20 protein-coding genes are annotated in these 25293 nt (G+C 61.0%); 7 read left to right on the forward strand and 13 right to left on the reverse strand.

Going from position 1 to position 25293, the window contains the following annotated elements; genetic code table 11:
- Positions 1 to 24 precede the first annotated feature (24 nt).
- From RRH01S_RS09300 to RRH01S_RS09320, 5 genes are all read left to right on the forward strand, one after another.
- Entirely contained in the window at positions 25 to 1026 is a 1002-nt protein-coding gene (locus RRH01S_RS09300) for an ABC transporter permease (RefSeq protein ID WP_037222655.1), read from the forward strand.
- 10 nt (positions 1027 to 1036) lie between these two features.
- Complete coding sequence (locus RRH01S_RS09305; protein WP_042471079.1) at positions 1037 to 1909, forward strand: ABC transporter permease; 873 nt, start codon at positions 1037 to 1039, stop codon at positions 1907 to 1909.
- Complete coding sequence (locus RRH01S_RS09310) at positions 1906 to 3588, forward strand: dipeptide ABC transporter ATP-binding protein (protein ID WP_042471082.1); 1683 nt, start codon at positions 1906 to 1908, stop codon at positions 3586 to 3588. The genes RRH01S_RS09305 and RRH01S_RS09310 overlap by 4 nt, the downstream gene beginning before the upstream one ends.
- 63 nt (positions 3589 to 3651) lie before the next feature.
- The gene (locus tag RRH01S_RS09315; RefSeq protein WP_034522240.1) at positions 3652 to 5004 is read left to right on the forward strand and encodes an LLM class flavin-dependent oxidoreductase; all 1353 of its coding nucleotides are present in this window, start codon (positions 3652 to 3654) and stop codon (positions 5002 to 5004) included.
- A gap of 45 nt (positions 5005 to 5049) precedes the next feature.
- Positions 5050 to 6387, forward strand: a complete 1338-nt coding sequence (locus RRH01S_RS09320) for an NtaA/DmoA family FMN-dependent monooxygenase (RefSeq protein WP_012649493.1) — start codon at positions 5050 to 5052, stop codon at positions 6385 to 6387.
- Positions 6388 to 6417: 30 nt separating this feature from the next.
- Here the strand turns inward: RRH01S_RS09320 and RRH01S_RS09325 are convergent, their stop codons facing one another.
- The 4 genes from RRH01S_RS09325 to RRH01S_RS09340 are packed head-to-tail and all read right to left on the reverse strand — an operon-like array spanning position 6418 to position 11005.
- A complete protein-coding gene (locus RRH01S_RS09325) occupies positions 6418 to 7365 on the reverse strand; it encodes a Csu type fimbrial protein (protein WP_042471086.1) in 948 nt (315 codons plus the stop codon).
- A gap of 15 nt (positions 7366 to 7380) precedes the next feature.
- Positions 7381 to 9795 carry a fimbria/pilus outer membrane usher protein gene (locus RRH01S_RS09330; protein ID WP_037222659.1) on the reverse strand — a complete coding sequence of 805 codons (2415 nt, stop codon included), beginning with the start codon at positions 9793 to 9795 and terminating at the stop codon, positions 7381 to 7383.
- The gene (locus tag RRH01S_RS09335; RefSeq protein WP_042471089.1) at positions 9767 to 10486 is read right to left on the reverse strand and encodes a fimbrial biogenesis chaperone; all 720 of its coding nucleotides are present in this window, start codon (positions 10484 to 10486) and stop codon (positions 9767 to 9769) included. The genes RRH01S_RS09330 and RRH01S_RS09335 overlap by 29 nt, the downstream gene beginning before the upstream one ends.
- A 21-nt stretch (positions 10487 to 10507) precedes the next feature.
- Positions 10508 to 11005 carry a Csu type fimbrial protein gene (locus RRH01S_RS09340; RefSeq protein ID WP_012649497.1) on the reverse strand — a complete coding sequence of 166 codons (498 nt, stop codon included), beginning with the start codon at positions 11003 to 11005 and terminating at the stop codon, positions 10508 to 10510.
- Positions 11006 to 11500: 495 nt separating this feature from the next.
- Here RRH01S_RS09340 and RRH01S_RS09345 point away from each other — a divergent pair, with 495 nt between their 5' ends.
- Entirely contained in the window at positions 11501 to 14062 is a 2562-nt protein-coding gene (locus RRH01S_RS09345; protein ID WP_042471092.1) for a GcvT family protein, read from the forward strand.
- 107 nt (positions 14063 to 14169) lie between these two features.
- On the opposite strand, the gene RRH01S_RS09350 is transcribed toward RRH01S_RS09345, so the two are convergent.
- The 5 genes from RRH01S_RS09350 to RRH01S_RS09370 form a co-directional block, all read right to left on the reverse strand.
- Positions 14170 to 14670 (reverse strand): GNAT family N-acetyltransferase, encoded by a 501-nt coding sequence (locus RRH01S_RS09350; protein ID WP_034522235.1) that lies wholly within the window; start codon positions 14668 to 14670, stop codon positions 14170 to 14172.
- 19 nt (positions 14671 to 14689) lie between these two features.
- Positions 14690 to 15583 (reverse strand): carbohydrate ABC transporter permease, encoded by an 894-nt coding sequence (locus RRH01S_RS09355; protein ID WP_042471094.1) that lies wholly within the window; start codon positions 15581 to 15583, stop codon positions 14690 to 14692.
- A gap of 5 nt (positions 15584 to 15588) precedes the next feature.
- Positions 15589 to 16479, reverse strand: coding sequence for a carbohydrate ABC transporter permease (locus RRH01S_RS09360; protein ID WP_012649501.1), 891 nt, complete (start codon positions 16477 to 16479; stop codon positions 15589 to 15591).
- On the reverse strand, positions 16476 to 17576 hold the full coding sequence (locus RRH01S_RS09365; RefSeq protein ID WP_034522232.1) for an ABC transporter ATP-binding protein: 1101 nt from the start codon (positions 17574 to 17576) through the stop codon (positions 16476 to 16478). Before RRH01S_RS09365 ends, RRH01S_RS09360 begins: the two co-directional genes overlap by 4 nt.
- 114 nt (positions 17577 to 17690) lie before the next feature.
- Positions 17691 to 18947 carry an ABC transporter substrate-binding protein gene (locus RRH01S_RS09370; RefSeq protein ID WP_042471098.1) on the reverse strand — a complete coding sequence of 419 codons (1257 nt, stop codon included), beginning with the start codon at positions 18945 to 18947 and terminating at the stop codon, positions 17691 to 17693.
- A gap of 207 nt (positions 18948 to 19154) precedes the next feature.
- On the opposite strand from RRH01S_RS09370, the gene RRH01S_RS09380 reads away from it, so the two are divergent.
- Positions 19155 to 19907, forward strand: a complete 753-nt coding sequence (locus RRH01S_RS09380; RefSeq protein ID WP_034522229.1) for a GntR family transcriptional regulator — start codon at positions 19155 to 19157, stop codon at positions 19905 to 19907.
- A gap of 46 nt (positions 19908 to 19953) precedes the next feature.
- Here the strand turns inward: RRH01S_RS09380 and RRH01S_RS09385 are convergent, their stop codons facing one another.
- The 4 genes from RRH01S_RS09385 to RRH01S_RS09400 all read right to left on the reverse strand — a co-directional run bounded on the left by RRH01S_RS09385 (position 19954) and on the right by RRH01S_RS09400 (position 25284).
- On the reverse strand, positions 19954 to 20985 hold the full coding sequence (locus RRH01S_RS09385; RefSeq protein ID WP_034522227.1) for a glycoside hydrolase family 25 protein: 1032 nt from the start codon (positions 20983 to 20985) through the stop codon (positions 19954 to 19956).
- A gap of 180 nt (positions 20986 to 21165) precedes the next feature.
- A complete protein-coding gene (locus tag RRH01S_RS09390; protein ID WP_042471101.1) occupies positions 21166 to 22353 on the reverse strand; it encodes a galactarate dehydratase in 1188 nt (395 codons plus the stop codon).
- A gap of 80 nt (positions 22354 to 22433) precedes the next feature.
- The gene (locus RRH01S_RS09395; protein ID WP_012649506.1) at positions 22434 to 24155 is read right to left on the reverse strand and encodes an ABC transporter ATP-binding protein; all 1722 of its coding nucleotides are present in this window, start codon (positions 24153 to 24155) and stop codon (positions 22434 to 22436) included.
- 7 nt (positions 24156 to 24162) lie between these two features.
- Complete coding sequence (locus RRH01S_RS09400) at positions 24163 to 25284, reverse strand: ABC transporter permease (protein ID WP_012649507.1); 1122 nt, start codon at positions 25282 to 25284, stop codon at positions 24163 to 24165.
- Positions 25285 to 25293: the final 9 nt, after the last annotated feature.

Raw genomic sequence — 25293 nt, forward strand, 5'->3', positions numbered from 1 at the left:
GCGGAAGGCCAAGGAGCAAGTGATATGGACGTTGAGAATGTGACAGCACTTCGCCAGGCGCCGGTTTCCCCGGTATCTCGGCGGCTTTTCCCGGCGCGCGGCACGTTGCTGTCGCAGGTTCTCGGGCGCGTCGGCTCCGGCATCGTCGTGCTGTGGGCGGCCGTGACGCTCAGTTTCGTCAGCCTGCATATCGCGCCCGGCGATATCGTCGATCTCCTGATCGGCGAGCAGCTTCGCACACCGGCGGTGGAGGCGGCGATCCGTGCCGAATGGGGGCTCGATCAGCCGCTCTACTCGCAATATCTGTCCTATCTCTGGCGTATCCTGCATGGTGATTTCGGCCGCTCCTATATTCTCCAGACCAACGTCTCAGCCCTGGTCCTTTCGCAGCTGTTGCCGACATTGAAATTGACGGCTGCCGCTCTCGTTGTTGCCGTCGTCTTTGCGGTGGTGAGTGCGGTCGCCACCGCCGGTCGGCGCTGGTCCCGGCGTATCGCCGGCGGCTTGGAACTCGTGCTGATCTCGACGCCGTCCTTCTGGCTCGGCATTGTTCTGCTCTTCGTCTTTTCCTTTACGCTCAAGCTCTTTCCGGTCGCCGGCGACCGGACGTTCTCGGCACTCGTGCTCCCGGCTCTTGCTTTGGGCCTGTCGCTCGGTGCGGTGATCGGCCAGGTGTTGCGCGAAGGGCTGGAGCGGGCGCTCGAGGAGCCCTTTGCGCTCACGGTGCGCAGTTGGGGAGCGAGCAGCGTGACTCTGCGGCTGCGTCATGGGTTACGCCATGCCGCCCTGCCGGCGGTGACGCTGACGGGCTGGCTCGTCGGCGGCCTCCTGTCCGGCGCCGTCATCACCGAGCAGGTTTTTGGACGCCCCGGTCTCGGCAAAGTCACTGTCGACGCCGTGCTCGGCAAGGACCTGCCGGTGGTGCTGGCGGTCGCGATCCTGTCCGCCTTTATCTACGTCGTTCTCAGCACGCTGGTCGATGTGCTCTATCTGTTTCTCGATCCGCGTCTGCGGTCGCGTGCGTGAGGTATCCGACATGAGCCTCTCGACAACAGTTTCACCCGCCGCCGGTCTCAATTTCCGGCGCATCCTTGTGGCTGCCGTCGCCCGGCCTGGCCTGCTGGCCGCCTCGACCTTCCTCCTTCTGGTGGCTCTCGGAGCGGCTTGGCCGCATCTCTTGAGTTCCTATAATCCGATTGCCGCTGATCCACTCCAGGCGCAATTGCCGCCGGATGCCGCGCATTGGTTCGGCACGGATCAGCTTGGCCGGGACGTCTTTTCCCGCGTCGTCCATGGCGCGCGCTATTCCATCCTGATCGGTATCAGCGCCGTGGTGATCGCGGCGACCGTGGGATCGATCCTGGGGCTGGCCGCCGGGCTGGCGCGAGGGTTGATCGATGAGGCGATCACCCGCTTCCTGGATGTCGTCTCCGCCTTTCCCGATCTCTTGCTGGCGCTGGTGCTGATTTCCTTTACCGGCCCCGGTACCTACAACCTCATCTTCGCCCTCGGCGTCGCCTCTATCCCACGCTTTGCCAGGGTGGTGCGCGCCCAAACCTTCGTCATTGCCGAATCCGGTTATGTCGAACAGGCGCGGACATTCGGCCTCGCTCCGGCTGTGCTGATCCTGCGGCATGTCCTGCCGCATGCGATCGCCCAGGTCCCTATCCTCGCCACCATCGGCCTTGGCACGGCGATCATCAGCGCCGCCGGCCTGAGCTTCCTCGGCATGGGCCCACAACCGCCGACGCCTGAATGGGGCGCCATGTTGGCGGAGGGGCGCAACTATCTGCGCGTCGCCTGGTGGATCGGCGTCTGGCCGGGTGTCGTCATCACGCTCACGGTGATCTCCGTCAGTGTTCTCGGACGGCAATGGCAGGCGGCCTTCGAAGGCAGGAGGCGCGCATGACCCCGCTCGTTCACGTCCGCAACCTTACTATCGCTTTCCCGGGGGCAGGGGAGGCGAATGTCGTGGTCCGAGCTCTCGACCTGACCATCCAGCGCGGGGAATCCGTGGCTCTGGTGGGTGAATCCGGTTCCGGCAAATCCGTGACCGCACGCTCGCTGGTCGGATTGAGCGGCCCCGGCGCGACGGTGAGCGCCGATATCTTCGACGTAGATGGCGAGAGTGTGCTTGAGTTTCGCGAACGGGACTGGCGGCGCCTTAGAGGGCACAAGGTCGGCTTCGTGCTGCAGGATGCGCTGGTGTCGCTGGATCCGCTACGCCGCATCTCGCAGCAATTGTCGGACGCGATTGGAAACCGTAGCCTGCTGCGGCGTCGCGAACTGCGGGACGACAGCGCGGCTTTGCTGCGCTCCGTCGGCATTGCGGACTCGGAGCGGCGCCTGCGGCAATATCCGCATCAGCTTTCCGGCGGATTGCGCCAGCGTGCCCTGATCGCGACTGCGATTGCCCGGCAGCCGGCCCTTGTGATCGCCGACGAGCCGACCACGGCGCTCGACGCGACTGTGCAGAAACAGATCCTCGACCTTCTGGCGGAGCGTCGGCGTGCCGGAAACACATTGCTGCTGATCAGCCATGACCTGGCAGTGGTCTCGCGGCTGGCGGACCGGGTATTGGTCATGCGCAATGGCGAGGTCGTGGAGGAAGGGCGCACGCAGGAAATCCTCTCCGCACCGCGTCATCCCTATACGCGCCAGTTGCTTGATGCGATCCCGTCCGCGCACTCTCGTGGCTACCGGCTGGCGCCCGCCAGCGACGACGCCGGCAAGCCGCAAGCAGAGGGCCTGACAAAGGTACCGGCGCAGGCAAAGGGTGCCGAGCGGCTGAGAATTCCTCTTCCCGCAAAGCAGATCGATGCGCGGCGAAGCATGCTTGTCGCCGAACACTTGTCGAAACGCTATGGCAGCGGTGCTTCGGCATCCCACGTTGTCAACGATGTTTCCTTCCGGTTGGCCGCAGGCGAAGCCCTCGGCATCGTCGGCGAATCCGGGTCGGGAAAGACGACCGTCGCGCGGATCATCCTCGGCCTCGTTGCCGCCGATGCCGGAAGGGTACTGATCGACGGGCGACCCTGGAGCGGGTTGACCGAAGCACAGCGTCGGGCTCAGCGCGCCGGTATCCAGCTGATCGCGCAGGATGCGCTGAGCTCTTTCGATCCGCGATATACGGTGGAAAAGATCGTCGGCGAAAGCCTGGATTCGGTCGGCATTTTCGGTGCCGAGCGCAGGAAGAGGGTCATCGAAATTCTTGACGCGGTGCGCCTGGGAACCAACTTTCTCGGCCGCTACCCGCGCGAGCTTTCCGGCGGGCAACGGCAGAGGGTTGCGATTGCCCGCGCCTTTGCCCCACGCCCGAAATTGCTCGTCGCGGATGAGCCGGTCAGCGCGCTTGATGTTTCCATCCAGGCGCAGATCCTCGATCTGCTCGCCGAGCTTCAAGCCGTCTCCGGCACGTCGCTCTTGTTCATCTCGCACGATCTCGGCGTCGTTCATCATCTGACCGACCGTGTCGTCGTGATGAAAGAAGGGCGGATTGTTGAGACAGGAGATGTCGGCACGGTCTTCTCTGCGCCGCGGCACAGCTACACCCAGGCCCTCTTGGAGGCCATTCCCACCTTGGCGTGAACTGCCTGGCCACAATTGGCCGTGAGCAGCTTGCGACATTGACGATCATCAAGGAACGTGACGATGAGTGACAAGACGAAAAAGCGGCAGATCAGGCTCGGCGCCATCATCCAGGGCGCGTCCGGTAACATGTCCGCCTGGCGCCACAAGGATGCGGTTGCCGATGCCAGCATCAATTTCGACTATTGCAAGGCGCTCGCCAAAAAGGCGGAAGAGGGCAAGATCGATTTCCTGTTCATCGCCGACGGGCTCTACATCAATCACAAATCTATTCCGCATTTTCTCAACCGCTTTGAGCCGATCACCCTGTTGTCGGGTCTCGCCTCGACCACCTCGCACATCGGCCTCGTCGGCACGCTTTCGACCTCCTACAGCGATCCCTTCACCGTCGCGCGTCAGTTCTCCAGCCTGGACCATCTGAGCGACGGTCGCGCCGGATGGAATGTGGTCACGTCGCCACTCGAAGGTTCGGCCAAGAATTTCTCCCGGGCAGAGCATCCCGAGCACGGCAAGCGCTATCACATCGCCACGGAATTCCTGCAGGTGACCAAGGGTCTTTGGGATTCCTGGGAGGACGATGCCTTCATTCGCGACAAGGAAACCGGTGTTTTCTTCGACCCGGACAAGCTGCATACCCTTCATCATAAGGGCGAGTATTTCTCCGTCGAAGGCCCTTTGAATGTAGGCCGATCGCGACAGGGCCGGCCGATCTTGTTCCAGGCGGGTGCTTCGGAGGACGGCAAGAAGCTGGCCGCCGGTGAGGCCGACGCGATCTATACGCGGCAGGAGACAATCGAACTGGCCCGCGAATTCTACCTGGACGTCAAGCGGCAACTGGTAGAGAATGGCCGTAGCGAGGACGATCTGCTGCTTTTCCAGGGCATTAGCATCATCGTCGGCGACAGTGCCGAGGATGCCGAGCGCAAATACTGGGAAACGGCCGAACTGGTGACGATCGAAAATGCGCTCGATTATCTCGGTCGCTATTTCGAGCATCACGATTTCAAGCAATATCCGCTGGATGCGCCGTTCCCGGATATCGGCGATCTCGGCCAGAACAGTTTCCGCAGCACGACCGACACCATCAAGAGTAACGCCCGCGAACGCGGCCTCACCTTGCGCCAGGTCGCCCTGCAGGCAGCAACGCCGCTTCCGAGCTTTATTGGTACTGCCGAGACGGTCGCCAAAGGATTGCAGCAATGGTTCGAGGCCGGCGCTACCGACGGCTTTATCGTCAGGGGTGGAACGCCGACCGCCTTCGACGATTTCGTCGACCAGGTGATCCCGATCCTGCAGGCGCGCGGTCTGTTTCGCCATGATTACGAAGGGGAAACCCTGCGCGGCCATCTCGGCTTGCCATTCCCGGTCAATCGCTATGCCGCAACCACGAATGAAGAACTCGCGCGCGCCAGCTAGGCGCCGGCGAGAACCATGCGTTATTGAGAATCCAGGAGTCCCTACATGACTATCGCTCATCCCCGCCGCTTGAAGACGCTGGTTGGCGCCGGCAATTTCGCCTTTGCGTCCAATGATGAGAGCCCGGTGGCCGGTGCGCGGCGGTCCGTCGAGCTTGCGCGCAAGGCGGAAGCGGAAAAGATAACCGGTCTGTTCACGGCCGACCTTCTCCATGCCGATCCGGATGGTCTTTCCGGCACGACGGGGACGCAGGAGCCAATCGTGGCGCTGGCCGCGCTCAGTCAGGTGACATCGCATATCGGCCTGATCGCGACGGTATCGACCACTTACCATCATCCCTATAACCTCGCGCGCCTGATCGGAACGCTGGATCATGCAAGCGGCGGACGGGCGGCGTGGAACGCGGTGACGTCTTCCGTCGGCGAGGAAAATTTCGGAGGCGACACACTGCCGGATCCGGCAAAGCGCTATGCGCGCGCTACCGAATTTATCGAAGTGGTCAATGCGCTTTTTGACGCCAATAGTCCGGAGACTGCATGGCGTGGTTCCAGCGGCTCGATCAGCGTTGATCCTTCCAAGCTGCATCGCATCGACTATCGCGGCGAGCACTTTCAGGTTCAAGGCCCGTTGAACGTCCCGCCACCGCCGCAGGGCCGCCCCGTGCTGTTTCAGGCGGGCCAGTCTACCGAGGGTGTGACACTCGGCGCCCGTTATGCCGAGGTGGTCTACACCTCGCAGCCGACACTTGAGGCGGCTATCGCCTTCGTCGGGGAGTTGAGACGGCAAGCGCGCGGCTTCGGTCGCGGTGCCGATCTGCCGTTGGTGATGAACTCCTTCCACTCCGTCATCGGCGAAAGCGAGGCCGACGTCGCGCGCCGCCTTCGGGAAAAACACGAAAAGATCGACTATCAGAAGGGCCGGCTGAAGCTTGCAGACATGCTGGGGGGCGATATCGACCTGTCGGACCTGCCGCTCGATCAGGCGTTACCCCAGAGCCTGCTGCCGGAGATCGACAGCGTTAACCGCCGGCGCGGCCGGGTCGAGATTTTTCGTCGTTATGTGCAACAGGGGCTCAGCCTTCGCGAGCTGATCATCCAGGCACAGGAAACCGGCCACTGGTCGGTCGCCGGCACCCCGGAGCAGCTTGCCGATGCCCTGGAAGAGCGCTTCTTGGCCGGCGTTCTCGACGTCATTTCGCTGCACGGGCTTGGCAACCCGGACCAGGAGGATCTGCTGCTGAATGGGCTCCTTCCTGAACTGCGCAAACGCTCGCTGCTGGACATGGACTATCTTGACGGTGACTTCCGTACCAACCTCGAACTACCGAAACCGTGGATACTTCACGACAGGGAGGCGGTCGCTCGCCAAGTGAACGGTCGATAAGCCGTTTCGACGCTGCGAAACCGTCTTTGATCAATAGGTCAGCGTCACAACCACTGTATCGGTATAGGTTCCAGGCGTCGGCGTGGTCTGGGGAGGCACGCGGCCATAGACGGTCAAGACCTGGGCGGCGCCGGTTCCGGTTCCCGCCACCGTGCTGCCCGGCGTGGTCGCATCGCCCCAGGGCTGAGATCGGTTCGTATCCTTATAGAGCCCATAGGTCACGGTTTCCGCCGCCTTCGACATTTTGCGCGCCGTCGGCGCGGCATTCGCGAGGCCGCCGCCCAAGGAGATCGTATAGGTCGTTCCGGCTGTGCAGGTCGCTGTTACCGAGCCTGTGGCGTCGACATTGGCGCTCAGAACGCCCCTGGTACCGAAATCGACATTCCCCACGCTGACCAGACAATTGGGGGCAACATTGGCGTTAACGTTGAAGGACACGCCTGTCAGCGTTCCCGCGGGTGCATCGCAAGTGGTGTCGGCGCTGTAGCGATAAATGAAATAGGTGTCGGCTGTCGCAAAGGCCGAAAGATAAGGCCCTGGCGCCGCTGCGCCCTGGCTACCCAACACGGTCCCATAGAGGGTTGTGGAGCTATTGACGAACCCAAGCAGGTTCAGGTTCACGGCGTAAGCGGGTGGCTTGGCGGGGTAAGCCCAGTTATTCGACCCCCAGACGATGCTCCGGCCGGAATCGGAATAGAGCTGATAATTCAGGGTGTGGGTTCCATTCAGCATCTGACGCGCCGCCGCCGAAGACGCGCCGCCGCTGCCCGCGCCAATGCCGGGGCAAATCAGGATACGTCGCTGCGTGAGAAGATCTCCGGTGCAGCTGACGCTTATCGTTGCTGTCGAGTTGACGGGGCCGCCGGTCAGAGTGTCGACCGGACCGAAGCTCATGTCGGTGGCCGTGAAGCTGCAACTTTGCGAAAGACACAGGGAGGGCAACAGCGAGAAAAGCAGGAAACCGATTGCGCGTAGCATTCCTTGATCCTTGGCTCACAAACATCTTACGTCATTGATGACGACCTGTTTGCCCGGTTGAGGCTTGTAGGGAAATTCGGCGTGGCATGTGCTGCCGTCCTGGAGCGAGATGTCGATTGCGTTTCGCGCGCCCAGGCCGCGGAGATAGACTTGGCCATCATAGCCGGTGACGAACTCTTCGCTCGTCCCTTGCAGTTTGCCGTTGAGGCCGGCTTGAAGAGGCACCCCGTTTTTATCGGTGATGGTGATCAGCGCGGCTTTCGGGGTTTCCGAGACGCCGAATTTTACAACGACGCCGCTACGGGCGGCGGGAACAACGACCTCCTTCGTCGCCGGCACGTCGGCATCGATGGGAAGGTTTTTCGGGTCGATGGATACGGTATTCGGCTCATAGGAATTGAGGTTCGGCACGAGAATGCGGCCGCTGTTGTTGGTTTTGCCGACCCGTCGGTTCTGCTGCTGGACCTCGACGCCCGGCGTGCCGACATCGACAACGGCAAAGGCGTCATCGATACGGGTGGAGGTAAAGATGTCACCGCCGGCAACGGCAATGGCACCGTCCATCTGGCCGGTGGCGCGGACATTCCCGTCATACTGCTGAACGCCGGCCTCGAAACGCGCGAAAGGCGCGCGATAGCTCATCGACGCTTGCCGGTTTGCGTCCTTACCTTCCGAGGTCCGCGCGCGCCAACCGATGCTGCCGTCTTCCGGCTGTTCCGACTTGGAGATATCGGCCACGACATTGAAACCGTCGGGGCCGCTTTCGATACCGGTGCTGGCGGAGATGTTGTTTCCGAATGGGATGGAAAGGCCGGCAAAAATTCCGAAACTCTTGCGGTCGTCGAGATCGGCGAAGGCCGTGGCGTAAAAGCTCGCCCGCTTGAAGGTCTGACTATAGGAGAGGCCCGCAATCTGGCTTTTCCGGCCATCGGCATTTTCAAATCTTGTGTAGGAAAGGTTGAGGCTGGATAGATCCAGTGGCGCGGGAACGCTTAAAGTGATCTGGTCGATGGCGCGGGGCACGCCGGCGCTGAGCACGGTGAACTGCCCGGAGCCGTTGGACGTCGGCTCGGCCGTAACGGATGCTATGTCGTCGTAATTGTCGAAGGCGCGCTGCATGCGGGTGTAGATCGACCAGTCATTGTAGCTCATTTCCAGCGTGGCGTTGAACAATGCGCCTGAGCGGCTGCCGCTCGAGCTTCCGGCCACGGCGGCCGACGCGACACCCCAGGCACCGATCGGAAAGGCGGCGCCGATGCCGCCATTGAGCAGGTTCGCCCCGCCCTCGAAATGGCTTTCCAAGGTCAGCCAGTCGGTCAATCCGTAGCGCGCCGTGGCGACGCCCATGATGCGGCCGTCATAATCGCTGGATTCGATCCCGAAATTGCGGCGCGGAGCGCCGATCTCGACCGAGAAGTCGTACAGGCCCTGGCGCAGGAGCCGGTTTGACGAATAGAACGGCAGTGTAGCGGTTGTTTCGCGGCCGAGACTGTCGCGCAGCACGACGCGGGCCTCGCCGGCGCCGGAAAAGACCGGCAGGTTGGTGACCTGGTATGGGCCGGCTGGAACGTCGCCGGAATAGGACCTGACGTTCTGGGTGTAGATTTCGAGCGTGGAGGGAACCGCCGCCGTTCCCTCGAATGCGGGCAGGGGTTCCGTCACCAGATCGGATCGCAGCGCGAAATTGCGCTGCGCCTGGATGCCGCCGAAATAGACGGGGCGGGTCCATGAAAGACCTCCGGTGGTGAAGTCGCCCACGCGGTAGGTTATCAGCTTCTTGGGGTCGGAGTAGCTCCAGGTCGTGTTGAGCCTGGTTATGCCGTCAAGGCTGCCATCGGAATAGCCGGCTATGAACGATTGGCTCAGCGCGCCATAGGGGCTGAAGACGCGGGCATCGAATGAGCCGGAAATACCCTGAAACAGGCCGGCATCGCTGTCGCCCAGGCTATTGGAGCTGGCAAAGAGGGAGTAATTGAGCACACTTCCATAGCCGGACTGGGGTTCAGGGATGTCATTCCTCTGATTTTTCCCGATATTGATGATACGCGCCGCGCGGCCGCTATTCGTCGTTGTCACATAGATCTGCTGGTTTTGCGCATCGACGCGGTAGGACAGGTCAGGCAGCTTGTCGAGCTCAATCAACTCGTCGTCGGCAGCGCCTGCCGGTGGCTTTATGCCGACTTCGCGAAGCTCTCCGGCGCTTGCCTTGAGCGAGCCGTCAGGCTGCTGCTTGAAGTTGCCAATCATCTTCATCGAAGCATCGTTGATGAACACCTCAAGAAAAAGATCCCGCGCATCGGCAGGCATGTCATCGGTATTGGCCGTTGCCGGCTCGTTTGGCACTTCTTGCGCGTGCAGCGCGGAGACGCAGAAAATGGAGCATGCTATGGCGATCCAGAGGCTAGCGCTTCGTGATTGCGATATTGGCATTGAACGGCCCAAGATCACTCTGGCCTTGTAAGGTTACTGCGGCGCCGGAAAGCGATTTTGCGCTCCCGATCGGCCATTGCATTGTTGTGTCGCCAAGGACGTAGCCGACGAGGCCGTTGCGACCGCCGATTTTCGTGGCTCCTTGCTTGAGGATGACGTTCGACAGGCGAAAGCGACTGGCGCCATTGTTCTTGCCGGTCAGGAAAAGGCTGTCGCCCTGCCGGCTCAGATTCCAGGAGACATCAGCCGCCCTGGCATCGGCATTCTTGAAGAAGACGGGGATGGAGTGGCGTACGATCAAGGTCACGGTGCCGGCCTTTGCGCGGGAAGGATCCGGTAGCTCATCGACGATGACACGATAGGTCTCCTCAGTCCGTACCGGCGCCTTGGTCGTTCTGATCACCCTGACCGTATAGCCTGCGTTCGGCGCCATCTTGGTCGCCGGCGGGCTGGCCACGACGTTCGTCGTCGGTTCCAGCTTTTCGACGCCGCCTGTCTGGCTCCACTTGAAGACACGCACCTGCACGTTGATGGGGTGATCGCCATCATTGGTCAGGTTGAGCACACCGGTGCTGTCAGGCGCGATGAGTTCGAGATTGGTGGGCGCCGCGCGCAGGGAGGCGGCGCTTGCAAGACAAGCATTCAAGAGAACAAGCGCCGTCGTGGCAAGGCATGTAAACATGCGTTGCATAGCAACCTCCTAGCAATGAATTCAGTAGGTGACGGTAATCGCCACTGTGTCTGTATAGGTGCCGGCAGCCGGTGTGGTTTGCGCCGGAACCCGTCCATAGACCGGGATATTCTGCACGTTGCCGTTGCCCGTGCCTGCTACCGTATCCGTTCCGACCGTCACGCCCCAGAGAAGGGTGTGTCCGCTGTCACGGTAGATGGAGTAATTGACCGTCGCCGCCCCCGGGCCGGTCATTTGGCGAACGGCCGTGGTCGCGCTGGCGCCCGCACCGGCACTCAAGCCGACATTATAGGTTTGCCCCGTCGTGCATTGAACGCCGATGGAGCTGGTTTGGTCGTTCGTGGCATCGAGAACGCCCTTGGTGCCAAAATCGAGATCGCCGGCGCTCTGGACCTTGCATTCTGCCTGGATGACGATGCGAACCGTCATATTGCCGGACGCCGTGGCAGCCATGACGGGTGCTTCTGTGATGAAGATTGCAGCACCGACGAGTAAGGCACCGCGTAGTGCATTCAACATATGTAGTCCCCTCCGCAGCTTCCCCACGAACCTGCTAATATCCTAAATTAATCATATATGGATCGTGATGGCAACAAGGCAAAAAGACTTTGAGTTCTTTTCCCGGGAAATCGGAGATTTTCCGCAGTAAAATGATACTTACTGAAGAATTACCGGAATATATTCGGTTCGCTTTCGTGAAAAAGTTAACAAATTATAAACTATATTGTTGCGACTCGGCTGGAGCGGACACGGAGCCTCTTTGCTTCGGCTATTTGCCAATAGAAGACTGGACCGTCGTTCGCTCGGCAAACCGATTCGCATCTGTCGGGTTGAGCCCGGCCTGTTAGGACGGTTTGTCGTTCTTCTACATCTGATGTCAGAGCTTGAAAATCTTTTGCGGCCATATACCCGTGGGCTGGTCGTGATGCATTTTGATAATGTCGCAGAAAAGCACCGATGACGTCGCCGCTCGCGCTAATGTCTCGGCAAATCCAAAGTTCGGAGTCGCAAGCAATGGCAGAGTTTCCCCAGAAGGCCAAGGTCGTCATCATTGGCCTGGGCGGTATCGTTGGCGCATCGATCGCGCATCACCTGATCGAGCGCGGATGGGACGATATCGTCGGCATCGATAAATCCGGCATCCCGACCGATATCGGCTCGACGGCGCATGCTTCCGATTTCTGTTACACCACCAGCCACGATTATCTCTCGGTCTGGACCACACAGTATTCCATCGATTTCTTCGAGAAGATGGGGCACTATGCCCGCATTGGCGGCCTTGAGGTTGCCCGCACGGGTGACGACACCTGGATGGAAGAGATCCGGCGCAAGGCTTCCTCTGGCAAGGCCTTCGGCACCAATGTTCGCCTCGTCACCCCCTCCGAGATCAAGGAAATGTTCCCGCTGATCGAGGAAGATCAGGTGCAGGGCGGCATGTACGATCCGGATGCCGGCCTCGTCGTTCCGCGTTCGCAGACCGTCGCCGGCAAGCTGGTGGATGTAGCCGAGAAGTCCGGCAAGCTGAAGGTCTATGGCAATACGCCCGCGCAGTCGTTGATTGTCGAGGCTGGCCGCATCAAGGGTGTGGTTACGCATCGCGGCACGATCATGGCCGATTACGTCATCGTCTGCGCCGGCATCTGGGGTCGCCTGATCGCCGAGATGGTCGGCGAAGACCTGCCGGTCATGCCGGTCGATCATCCGCTCACCTTCTTCGGGCCGTATAACGAGTTCGAAGGTACGGGCAAAGACATCGGCTTCCCGCTGCTCAGAGACCAGGGCAATTCCGCCTATATGCGCGACACTGGCGATCCGAAGACGACGGAAGGCGGCCAGATCGAGTGGGGTTACTACGAGACCACCAATCCCCGCCTTTGCCACCCGCGCGACATCCTTGAAAAGCACGAGGCGCGCCTGTCGCCCTCGCAGCGCGACCTTGAGATGGAGCAGATCATCGAGCCGCTCGAGCGCGCCATGGAACTGACGCCGATCCTCGGCGAGCTCGGCTACAATGAGGGTCATTCCTTCAACGGCCTGCTGCAGGTTTCCGCCGCCGGCGGCCCATCCTGTGGCGAAAGCCAGAAGGTACGCGGCCTCTGGTACTGCGTCGCCATCTGGGTGAAGGACGGTCCGGGCTACGGCAAGCTCATCGCCGACTGGATGACCGATGGCCGTACCAAGATCGACCACAACAGCATCGACTATGCGCGCTTTTATCCGCACCAGCTGACGGAAGAGTTCATCGAGGGCCGCTGCTATGAAGCCGCCCAGAAGATCTACTTCCCGGCCGTGCATACGCGCGAACCCTACGCCTCGGGCCGCAACGTCAAGCGTTCGCCTTTCTACGAGCGCGAGAAGGAGCTTGGCGGCTACTTCATGGAGCTCGGGGGCTGGGAGCGCGCGCATGGTTATGCCGCCAACGAGCACCTGCTGGAGAAGTATGGCGATCGCGTGCCGGTGCGTCAGAATGAGTGGGACAGCCGCCACTTCTGGCGTGTCTCCAACGCCGAGCATCTCGCGATGAGTGAGGATTGCGGTATCGTCAATCTCTCGCATTTCCACATGGTCGACATCGAGGGGCCTGACCATGTCGAGTTGCTCGAATGGCTGTGCGCCGCAAAGATCGGCGGCGATGGCAATATTGGCAAGGGTATCTACACCCACTTCCTCGACGACGAGGGCATGGTGCGTGCCGACTTTACCGTCATCCGCATGGCCGACCGTTGCCGGTTGATCAACGGTGCCGATGCCGGTCCGCGCGACTTCCACTATATGCGCCGCGTCGCCGAGGATCGGGGTCTCGACGTCACCATCACCGACGTCACCGAGAAGTTCATCACCATCGGTATCTGGGGGCCGAATGCCCGTGAGACGTTGAAGAAGGTGGTGGCCGATCCGGCCGGGCTCGATGCGGAAAACTTCCCCTTTGCCGCAATCAAGCAGATCCAGATCGGCGGCAAGTCTGTTACCGCCTTCCGCATCTCCTACGTCGGCGAGCAGGGCTGGGAACTGCACATGAAATACGAGGACGGCCTTGCCGTATGGGATGCGCTGCGCTCCACCGGCGTGATGGCCTTCGGCGTCGAGACCTATGCGAACTCGCGTCGTATGGAAAAGAGCCTTCGCCTGCAGAATGCCGACCTTCTCACCCAGTACAATCTGATTGAGGCAGATCTTGCCCGTCCGAAAGTCAAGGAAGCCGACTTCCGTGGCAAGGCAAAGCATCTGGAGTACAAAGCCCGTGATCATCAGCCCGCCATGCTTTGCACGCTGGTCATGACGGACAACACCGACAAAAATGGCGTCAAGCGCTACCCGGTAGGCAATCTCCCGGTCATGGACCCGGAAACCGGCAAGGTGCTGATCGATGAGCTCGGCCGCCGTTCCTACACGACCTCCATCGCTTTCGGTCCGACCATCGGCAAGAATATTGCCCTTGCCTATCTGCCCTGGGCTTATTGCCAGGAAGGCCGCAAGCTGAATGTCGAATATTTCACCGAGACCTATCCGGTCGAGGTTGTGAGCATCGGCTACAAGCCGCTCTATGACCCTGAAAACCTGAAGCCGAGAAGCTAAGCGGAGCTATCCGTATCCTGCCTCTCAAGGCTCATGCATAAGTCAGCGCCGCCTGGATGAGTGATCTCCAGGCGGCGTTGATTTTTCCAGTCGTGGCGGCATCGATGTCAGTCGGATTCCGACACTTCGCTCGGATTGGCAAGCGGCAGCATGCCGAGATAGATGCCGGGCACGGAGCCTTCGATCGGGATCGCGCCGACGCTCCGGCGATAAAACTCCATCGGGCCGGCGCCGCCGATCACGCCATAGGCATAGCCCTGGGCATGCATGTCCAGAAGCGTCGTCAGCAGTAGTGCCTGGCCCACACCCTTGCCGCGCATCGACGGATCGACGCCGGTCGGCCCGAAGAAACCCTTCGCGGTTGCCTCGTGGCAGGCAAAGCCAACCAGCACGTCATCTTTGACCGCGATAAAGCAGGTCGGCGGCTGGCGCATGGTGGCGGCCGTCGCCTCCGCCGCCCAGCCCGCGCCGAACAGCGGCTGGATCCAGGAGGTCAGAGCGTTGAGTTCCGGCGCCAGCACTCGACGGATGACGATCCCCTCGCTGTCCATCCGCTTCTGCAGCGCCGGGTCCGGCTTCAATTCATAGAGCTTAACAAGCATGTCCATCGGTCTATCCTTTGCCGCCTCAGCCTTTCACCGCGCCTGCCGTCAAGCCGGCGACGATCCGCCTCTGGAAGAAAAGAACCACGATGATGAGCGGTAGCGTCACGGTGACGGAGGCTGCCATGATTTGCCCGAAAGGATATTCGAAGCGGCTGGTGCCGGCAATCAGGCCGATGGCGACCGGGACGGTGCGGTTCTCGTCGGTGAGGGTGAAGGTGAGCGCGAAGAGGAATTCGTTCCAGGCGAGGATGAAGGCGAGAATGCCGGTGCTTGCAAGCGACGGCCCCATCAGCGGCAGGAGGATCTTCATCAGAATCCGGAAGTGCGAGCAGCCGTCGATGATCGCCGCTTCTTCGAGCTCGCGCGGGAACTCTCGGATGAAGGTAGTCAGGATCCAGGTGGTGAACGGCACGGTCGAGAGCAGATAGGTCAGCACCAGCGCGCTCGGGCGATTGAAGAGCCCAAACCAGTTGATCAGCTCGAACATGCCCGACAGCACGACCACCTGCGGGAAGATCGACACCATCAGCACGATCATCAGCATCGCGCGCCGCTGTGGAAAGTCGATACGGCCGAGTGCATAGGCGGCGCTAAGCCCGATGATGAGCGATAGAAACGTCGTTGTCGTAGCGACATAGACGGAATTCACAAGAGATCTCATGAACACCGGATTGTCGATCAGCTGCCGGTAGTAGGTGAAGTCGAAGGCCGGCAGCAGCGCCGAGTGGTAAAGTGCAGCACCCTGCTTGGTCGAAGAGACGAAAGCCCAATAGTAGGGAAAGAGCGTGTAGAAGAGCACGAACAGGAGTGCCACGATCTGCAGGCCCCTGACGCACCGCCGCCTCATTCGATAATAGGAGGACGATTTGCGCTGGGGTTTTTGGATGCCGGATCCTTGCGTGATTGCGTCTGCCATTTGCGTCAGTGCCCCGCTGCCCGGTCGAGGCGAAGCACCCCGATGATGATGATCGCGGCAAGTGCCACGAGCAGGAATACCCAGGTCGATGCGGCCGAGCCGACACCGAGTTCCTGAAAGCTGATCAGCCTGTCACGGGCGTAGATCGATACGGTCATGACATTCTCGTTGCTGGCGGCCATGACATAGGCAAGGTCGAACATTCTGAGCGCGTCGAGCACGCGAAACAGCACCGCCACGCCGATAGCGGGCCGCAGCATCGGCAGGGTGATCGACCAGAAGCGTTTCCAGGCGGGGATGCCGTCCACTTCCGCGGCCTCGAAGATCTCCGGCGAGATCAGCTGCAGGCCGGCGAGGATCAGCAGCACCATGAAGGGCGTAGTCATCCACACATCGACGAAGATGACGGCGCCCATGATCAGCGAGCTGTTGGCCGTCCAGGCTATGCCATGGTCGATGAAGCCGAGTTCGATGAGCAGCTTGTTGATGACGCCGAACTGGTCGTTGAGCATCCATTCCCAGATCTTGGTCGAGACGACGACCGGGATCGCCCAGGGAACGAGGATGGCCGCGCGGGCAAGGCCGCGGCCGGGGATCGCCTCATTGACAAGAAGCGCGATGGCGATCCCGAGGACGGTTTCGATCGCAACCGAGATCACGGTGAAGATCAGGGTGTTTTTGACGGCAACCCACCAGCCACGGTCCTGGATGACCTCGATAAAATTATCGAAGCCGATCATGGAATAGGCGGAGGGATTGTCGAGATAGGCGTCCGTAAAGGCGAAGAAAAAGGTGCGGACGAGCGGCCAGAGAGCGACGACCAGCATCACCACGATGATGGGAACGAGAAACAGCCATGCGGCCCGGTGATCCCGGCGGGCAAGTCGAGCGCTCATTGATCGGTTGCCTCCGGACTATCCAGCGCCAGGCGCTTGCCCTCTGCATCGAACACAAACATCGCCGTGTCGGCAAAATCCAATCCGACAGGCTTGCCGATGAGATGCTGGGCAGGTGCCATCGCAAGCCGGATCACCCAGATGACGTCGTCGGTGATGCGGCAATAGCCAAAATGTTCGTGCCCCAGATCCTCGACGCGCTCCAGCGTGCCGACGATGCGGCCCTCAAGCGCATCGACGAGGCGTAGCGATTCCGGCCGAATGCCGATCGCGGCGACAGGCTCGGCCGATGCCTGCACCACTGCTCCGATGGAAAGGCCGCCGGGGCCTTCGATCCGGTCGGCGCCGGCGGCTTGACGCATTGCGACGGGCAGGAAGTTCATGCGCGGGCTGCCGATAAAGCCCGCCACGAAGCGGTTGTCCGGCGCGTGATAAAGCTCTTGCGGCGTTCCGATCTGCTCGATACGGCCATGGTTGAGAACGACGATCCTGTCGGCGAGCGTCATGGCTTCGGACTGATCATGCGTCACATAGATCATCGTCGTCTTGAGATCGTCGTGGAGCTTGGCGATCTCCATACGCATTTCCATACGCAAGTCGGAATCGAGGTTGGAAAGCGGCTCGTCGAAGAGGAATATTTCCGGCTGGCGCACCAGCGCCCGGCCGATCGCCACGCGCTGACGCTGGCCACCGGAGAGTTCCCGCGGCCGGCGCTCGAGCAGATGATCAACCTTCAGCATGCGCGCGACCGATGCGACCTTCTGCCGGACCGCATCGCGCCCCATGCCCAGGGTTTCCAGCGCAAAGCCGATGTTGCGCGCGACGCTCATATGCGGGTAGAGCGCATAGGACTGAAAGACGAATGCAACGCCGCGCTTGGAGGCCGGCACATCGGTGACATCGTCGCCCCCGATACTAACCACGCCCTTCGATGCGGAGATGAGTCCGGCGACAATGCGCAGAAGCGTCGACTTACCGCAGCCGGACGGACCGACGAAGACGACGAACTCGCCGTCGTTGATCTGCAGATTGACGTCTTGAATGACGCTATGCGTACCAAAGCTCTTCGAAACGGATTCAAGCGAAACCGATGCCATTTTACACCCGGGCCTTATGATCATGGAAGCTCGCCACCTCCAAGCGGCGGCGAGACAGCGGCGCGTTTGGCGGGCGGGAAGATAAGATCTCCCCGCCGGCGCTCAAGCTTGGTGTCAGCGGCTTTCCTTGAGTTTCTCGAGCCGGCCGGCAAGCGACGTCAGGCTGGATTTGATGTCGGCGCCGCCAGACAGCATGTCATGGACGGTGCGATAGAAGGCCTGCGACACCCTGTTGTAGCTGGTGCCGGTGTAGCCGGACGGGCGCACGGCGCTGTCGGCGAAGGCCTGCTGGTTGTCCTTGAGGAAGGGGATCTTTGCCAGGATTTCCGGATCGCTATAGAGCGCCGGGATGGACGGATTGACCGCATCCTTGAGCGCCCGCATCTTCTGCATGTCCGGGCCGGTGATGAAGTTGACGAAGTCGGCGGCGACCTTCGGCTTGGCGGAGTATTTCGATACGCCGTAATACATCGGCCCCAGGCAACCGCTGGACTTCTGCCCTTCCTTGCCGACCGGCAGCGGCATGACGCCGACCTTGTCGATGATGGCGCTTCCCGCCTGGTGCGACGTGCCCCAGACATAGGGCCAATTGCGGTGGAAGACCGCATTGCCGGACTCGAAGATCGCCCGCGACGCTTCTTCATCATAGTTCAGCACACCGTCCGGGCTGATCGAGCCTATCCAGCCCTTGGCCTTGCCGATTGCCTCGGCGGCCTGGGGATTGTCGATCGTTACCTTGCCGTCGTCGGAGATGATCGTGCCGCCGCCGTTCGAGGCTATAAGTTCGATGGCGTCGCAGGTCAGTCCCTCATAACTCTTTGCCTGCCAGGCATAGCCCCACATGTCGGGATGGCCGGCTGCACGTTCCTTGTCCTGGATTTCCTTGGCGGTTGCCGCCAGTTCGTCCCAGGTCTTCGGCGGCTGCTTGCCGTATTTCTCCAATAGATCCTTGCGGTAGAACATCAGCCCGACATCCATATAGGCGGGCATGGCGACGAGGTTACCGCCCAGTTTTGCAGCATTGAGCGTCGAGGCGAAATGCTTGTCCTGATCGGCCTGCGGGACCAGTGTCTTCAGGTCGAGCAGGTTGCTCTTGAACATGCCGAGCCAGATGACGTCGAGAAACAGGACGTCGACATCGGTCGATTTCGCCGCAAGCAGCTGCTGATAAAGCGGGATCGCATCGTCCAGCAGCGCGGGCATCTTGTTGATCTTCGCCTCATTGCCTGTCTTCTCCTTCCAGGCATTGGCGACGTTGGTGCACAATTCGAATTCCGTCGGGGCGCAGAAGACGGAGATCGTCTCGGCATGGGCCGAGACCGTCCAAAGGCCGGCGCAGAGCGAGAGGGCAGCAAGGCTTTTCCTAAACATGAACTGTTCCCTTGATTGTGATAACGCTTCGGCATCGTGCGGAACTCTACGGCTCCTTGACGTTAATAGGACTGGTTATGACCAGTCATGTCAATATGGACTTTCAAGAGATTTGCGTCAAAGATGGCGAAGGCCTGAATGAGGTCGCGAGGGAAACGGCATTTGAATACGCGCCAGAGCAAGGGAACCTTGATTGAAACACAAGACATGGTTGATCGAGGCGATCCGCGCCCGCTGCACAAACAAGTGTACGAAGCCTTGCTGGCGTCCATTCGCGACGGCAAGCTTCCCTTGCGTGGCAAGCTGCCGTCCGAGCGCGAACTTGTCGATCTCTACAATGTCAGCCGCATCACGGTCCGCCACGCAATCCGCGAATTAATCCAGCAGGGCGTGGTGCAAAGCCAGCCGGGCAAGGGGCTCTACGTCACCGAGCATGGCGGCGGCTTCGAGCTGCAGGTGCTGAAGAGCTTTACCAGCACCGCATTGGCCAACGGCCGCAATCCCGGTCATCGCCTGATCGAAGCCAGCATCGTTCGCGCACCGCTCGACATAAGCCGGCCGCTGTTCCTCGCGCCCGGTGCGGAGGTGGTCGTGCTGACCAGATTGCGCCTGATCGACAATATACCGGCGGTCATCCAGACCGACTGGATTCCCGCCGGCCGCGTCGCGGGCCTTCTGGATCTCGACTGGGGCGTTGCCAACCGCTCTCTCTATGCGGAATTGCGCGAACGCTACCGGATTTATCCGAAGCGCGGACAGACGACGCTAAGCGCGCGCATCGCCACCGATGAGGAAACGGCTATCCTGGAGCTTACGCCGCCGGCCGCCGTTCTGACCGTCGACCAGATCGCCTTCGACGATCGCAATCGGCCGGTGAACATGACGGCGCTCGTGCACCATCCGGCTCGCTATCCGCTGACGCTGCTGCAGTCGGAAACCGGCGATTTCACACAATATTGAACCGGTCGGCGCGACTGTAACCCGTCGCTATCGGATGGTTACGGGTTCAGTTCGTCGCCACCCATTTGTGCCATTCGTCCTCGCTGCCGTGGAAGGCATTGAGGTCGATACGACCTTCGACGCCATGCGACAGGCCCGAGCCTGAATATTGCCAGAACAGCCATTTGCGGCCCGGATAGACCTTTGACGGATGTTCGGCTACCGCGCGCAGCCAGAAGGGGTGCTCGAGAAATGCGCCCCTCAGATTGTCGCGATAGAAATCCGGTGCGGTATAGATGATCGGACGCTGGCCGTAGTACCGTTCCAGCTTGTCCATGAAGGTCTGCATTTTTTCGAGGACGCGCTCGCGCGAGACGCGCTGCTTGCAGCTCGATTCGCCGTTCCATTCGACGTCGATCACCGGCGGCAATGCACCCGCTTCCTTCGGAACGTTGCGGATGAACCAGTCGGCCTGTTCGCCGGCGGTCCGGCACCAATAGAAGAAGTGATAGGCGCCGCGCTTCAGCCCGGCCTCCTTGGCCTTGCGCCAGTTCTGCCTGAACATCGGGTCGAGATGATCGCCGCCATCGGTCGCTTTGATGTAGACGAAGTTCGCGCCCTGCGTTTGCAGCGTCTGCCAGTCGATATCGCCCTGCCAGCGGGAAACGTCGACACCGTGCACGGCAAGCTTTCTCGGCGAGGAGACGCCGAAATTGATCGGTTTGGCGTCGCGAAAACGGCGGGCGTAGATCGGCGAACGCGCCAGCGGCGCTATGCTGCTGATCCTGGGGTTGGCAGGCATCAGCAACGCCACGGGCCTTTCCGCGGGAAGCGGGGTGCCCTCCGTCTTGGCCACCGACAGGAACGCTTGTGGGCGCGGACCTGGCGCTGATGGAGCGTATAAGCCCTGCTGCTGTTCCGCCTGCGCAATCACCTCGCCGACACTTACTGAGGGCACGGGGCCGTCCGACCGGGCAATGGAATTCGTCGTTTCGGCTGATGGTAGACCGGCTGCGAGGTCGCCCGCACCGGAACTGGTGGAGCAACCTGACAATGCCAGGGAGGCAAGAAGGATTGCTGATACAGCCGAAATACGCATAGGAGCCCGCACGCAAAACAAGGATCGACAGCACAATCGATGCCGTCGGGAGTTCACCAGCTCGTATTGCTAACGGACAATTACCAAAAAAGACTGAATCCAATCTTTACGGGCTCGCTTTAGGTGCGAGCCGGGCCGGCATGATGGTCATCGAGGCAGCATGCCGGCCTAACCGATCACTCAGGCAAAGGCATAAGAGCCGTCAGGACGTTTCGGAACACGGCGCTGCCAATGGATATAGCCTTCCTCTTCCATCGCCTTTTCGTCCATCTCCACGCCCCAGCCTGGCCTGTCGGGCCTCAGCTCCAGATAGCCGTCCTTCGGCAAATAGGGGTCGACGATATAACGCGTCTCGCCCTGCCGCTTTTCGATATCCTTGCCGCCATAGACATAAGCCTGGCCCTTCGGCAGACGATATTCGAGAATGCGGAAGTTCTGTGTGGCCGCCGAAAAGTGAACGTTGACGGCGGTTGCCAGCGGGCCCATCGGATTGTGCGGCGCCACGCCGACGAAATAGGCTTCGGCAAGGGTCGCAATACGCCGCATCTCGCTGATGCCACCGACGACGCAGATGTCGGGCTGGATCAGGTCGGCGCCCTTGACCTGAAGCAGGCGCAGGAATTCGTTGCGATTATAGAGCGACTCCCCGGTTGCGAGCACGCAGTTCAGCCCCTGTTTGAGGTCGCCCCACATGTCGATATTTTCCGGACGCAGCGGCTCTTCGTAAAACAGTGGATCGTAGGGTGCCAAAGCATTGCCGAGCTGCCTTGCGGCGACCGGCTCGAAAATCTGCGCATGCGCGTCGAAGGCGATCTCATAATCGTCGCGCACGGTCTCGCGCAACGAGCGGAAATAATCTGCCGACGCCTTGACCACATTGCCCCAGCGATGGGCGTGAATGTCGACGCGCCAGGGGCTGAGCTTGAAGGCAGTGAACCCCCATTCCGCGTTGAGGCGATCGAATTCGTCGCGGGCCGCCGGTGCATCCGGCGCGGTGTAGACGCCGGCATAAACCTTGACGCGGTCGCGCACGGCGCCGCCGAGCAGCTTGTAGACCGGAACATTAGCGGCCTTGGCGGAGAGGTCCCACAGGCAATGGTCGAGCGCTGAGATGGCCGAAAGCCCGAGCGCGCCGGGCGGGAAGCGGCTTTGCTGGATCAGTAGGTTGACCAGATAGTCGATGCGGGTCGGATCTTGGCCGGACAGAAAACCGTAGAGATAATCGAGAATGGGTGGGAGTGCCTTGTCGGGGCCGTGATTGTAGCATTCGCCCCAGCCCGTCAGGCCGTCATCCGTGTCGAGTGCGACGATAACGCGGGGGCGGTCCTTATCCCGGGTCATGAAAACCCGCATGCGGTCGATCTTCATCTGTCTGTCCTTCTATCGATTGCAACAGTCATGGTGCGGAAGGGAGCTCCGCACATGAGGGGGTATCCGCGCGATCGTCATCACGCCGCGCTGCCGTTTTTCAGCACGTCCGGTTCGACGTAGCGGAAACGCCGCGAATGATCCCGATCACGCGGATCTGGGCGGGGAATGGCGGAGATGAGTGCTTGCGTATAGGCGTGCTCGGGTGTGTTGCAGACCTTGTCCGCATCGCCGACTTCGACAAGCCGGCCTTTGTACATCACGCCGACACGATCGCACATATAACGGATGACGCCGATGTCGTGGCTGATGAAGATATAGGCAAGGCCAAGCTTGTCCTGCAGCCGCATCAACAGGTCGAGCACCTGGGAACGGACCGATACGTCGAGTGCCGATGTTGCCTCGTCGGCGACAATAATGCGCGGGTTGAGGGTGATAGCGCGGGCAATGCCGATGCGCTGGCGCTGGCCGCCGGAAAAAGCGTGCGGATATCGTTCACGTGTCTTCGGGTCGAGGCCCACCTGTTCCATCAGGTCGCAAACGCGCTCGTCCAGCGCCCGGCCTTTTGCGATGCCGTTGACCAGCAGCGGCTCGCCGATGATCTGCGAAACGGTCATGCGCGGGTTGAGGGAGCCGAAGGGATCCTGGAAGACCATGCGCAATTCGCGCCGCGCGGCTGCCAGGCTTTCTCCCTTCGCGGTCGCCAGATCGACGATGCCGCCATCGGCGCGGCGATAGAGTATCTCGCCGGCAGTTGGGTCGAGGAGGCGCATGATCGAGCGACCCATGGTGGTCTTGCCGGAGCCGCTCTCGCCGACTATGCCGAGCGTTTCGCCCGGAAGCAGCGATATCGAGATATCGTCGAGCGCTCTCACTTCGCCGAAGGCCATCGACACATTGCGCAGCTCGAGAATAGGCGCTGCCGTCCTGTCGAGCGGCGGGCGCGCCAGCCTGATCTCGGCCTTCTCCTCGAGCTTCAGGACGGAGCCGATCAGCATACGCGTATAGTCGTCCTTCGGCGCGTGAAAGATCTGCTCGACCGGCGCATATTCCTTGGCGACGCCATTGTGCATGACCAGCACATCATCGGCGATCTGTGCCACGACGCCCATGTCATGGGTGATGAACAGCACTGCCATGCCATAGGCCTTTTGCAGCCGGGCAATCAGGTCGAGGATTTCGGCCTGCGTGGTCACATCGAGCGCCGTGGTCGGTTCGTCGGCGATCAGAAGCTGCGGCTTGCAGGCGAGCGCCATGGCGATCATGGCGCGCTGGCGCATCCCGCCCGAATATTGAAATGTGTATCGGTCCACCGCTTTGTCCGGCGATGGGATCTCCACCTGTTTGAGTAGGGATATAGCCTCAGCGCGAGCTTCCGCCTTGCTCATTTTGGTGTGAAGGCGAAGCGCCTCGATGATCTGGTCGCCGACCGTGTGCACCGGCGAGAGCGAGGCCATCGGCTCCTGGAAGATCATGGCGATGTCGCGGCCGCGTATCGCGCGGATCTGGCGACCGCGCGGATTGAGGCTGACGATATCGATGGAGCTTCCGTCCGAGCCGTTCAGGATGATCGAGCCGCTGGCGATACGGCCGGGTGCATCGACAATCTGCAGGATCGAGCGTGCCGTCACCGACTTGCCGGATCCGCTCTCGCCGACGACGCAGAGTGTCTTTCCCGGCTCGATCGAGAAGGAGAGGTTGTCGACCGCGCGGAAATTGCCGGTACGCAAGGGAAAGTCGACGCTCAGGTTTTTCACCTGCAGAAGCGGTCTGACGCCCGTCATGGAAACGATATCGGTCATGCCGGCCTCATTTGTTATAGGGGTCGGCCGCATCGCGCAGACCATCGCCGAGAAGGTTGAGCGCCATGACGGCGATGACGACGGCAAGGCCGGGCATGAAGAGCCATGGCGCCGTGGCGATCGAGCGGATGTTCTGGGCCTCGCGCAGAAGCACGCCCCATGAGATGGTCGGTGGTTGCAGGCCAAGCCCGAGGAAAGACAGCGACGTCTCCGCAAGGATCATCGCCGGCACGGCGAGCGTGATCGACGCGATGATATGGCTGGCAAAGCTCGGCAGCATGTGGCGAAAGATGATCCGACTCTCGCGGGCGCCGTCGAGTCGTGCCGCGGCCACGAATTCTTCCGTGCGCAGAGACAGGAAGCGGCCCCGGACGACGCGGGCGAGCTGCGCCCAGCCGGTCAGCGATAGGATGATGGTGATCATCATATATTGCAGTGCTGCGGGCCAGCCCTGCGGCAGTGCCGCTGCCATAGCGAGCCAGATCGGGATGGTCGGCAGCGACAGCACGAAATCGATCAGCCGCTGGATGAAGAAATCGAGCCGGCCGCCGTAATAGCCGGAGATGCCGCCGAGCACGATGCCGAGGAGCAGCGAAAAAAAGACGCCGACAAGGCCGATCGACAGCGAGATCTGCGAACCCTGTACCGTCCTGCTGAAGACATCGCGGCCAAGCCGGTCGGCGCCGAAGAGCAGGAGAGGGGTAGTTTTGTCGGATGAGGCAAGCAGATGGATGTTGGAGGTGAAAAGACCCAGCACCGAATATTCGTAGCCACGCCCGAACAGGCTGACATCGACCCGCTTCGTCCTGTCTTCCTTGAATATGGCGGCCAGCGTTTCCGGGTCGCGAGTGAGCTTCAGCGGATAATAGTGTAGGCCGAGAGAGAACCCGTTGTCGGTATCGATGAAATGCAATTGCTGCGGCGGATGAAAGGTCGCCCGCGCGTTTTGCAGAGCGGGGTCGTTGATGGCGAAGAAACCCGGGATGATGGCGACGATGTACATGATCACGGTGACGACGAGGGCCACCATGGCAAGCTTGTGCCTACGGAAGGCCCACCAGATCAGCTGCCATTGCGAGGCGACGGCGGCGCGGTCCGGCGGAATATTTGTGACGGCAATGTCGGCCATGAGCGGCTC

The organism is Rhizobium rhizogenes NBRC 13257, assembly GCF_000696095.1.
Classification (GTDB): domain Bacteria; phylum Pseudomonadota; class Alphaproteobacteria; order Rhizobiales; family Rhizobiaceae; genus Rhizobium; species Rhizobium rhizogenes.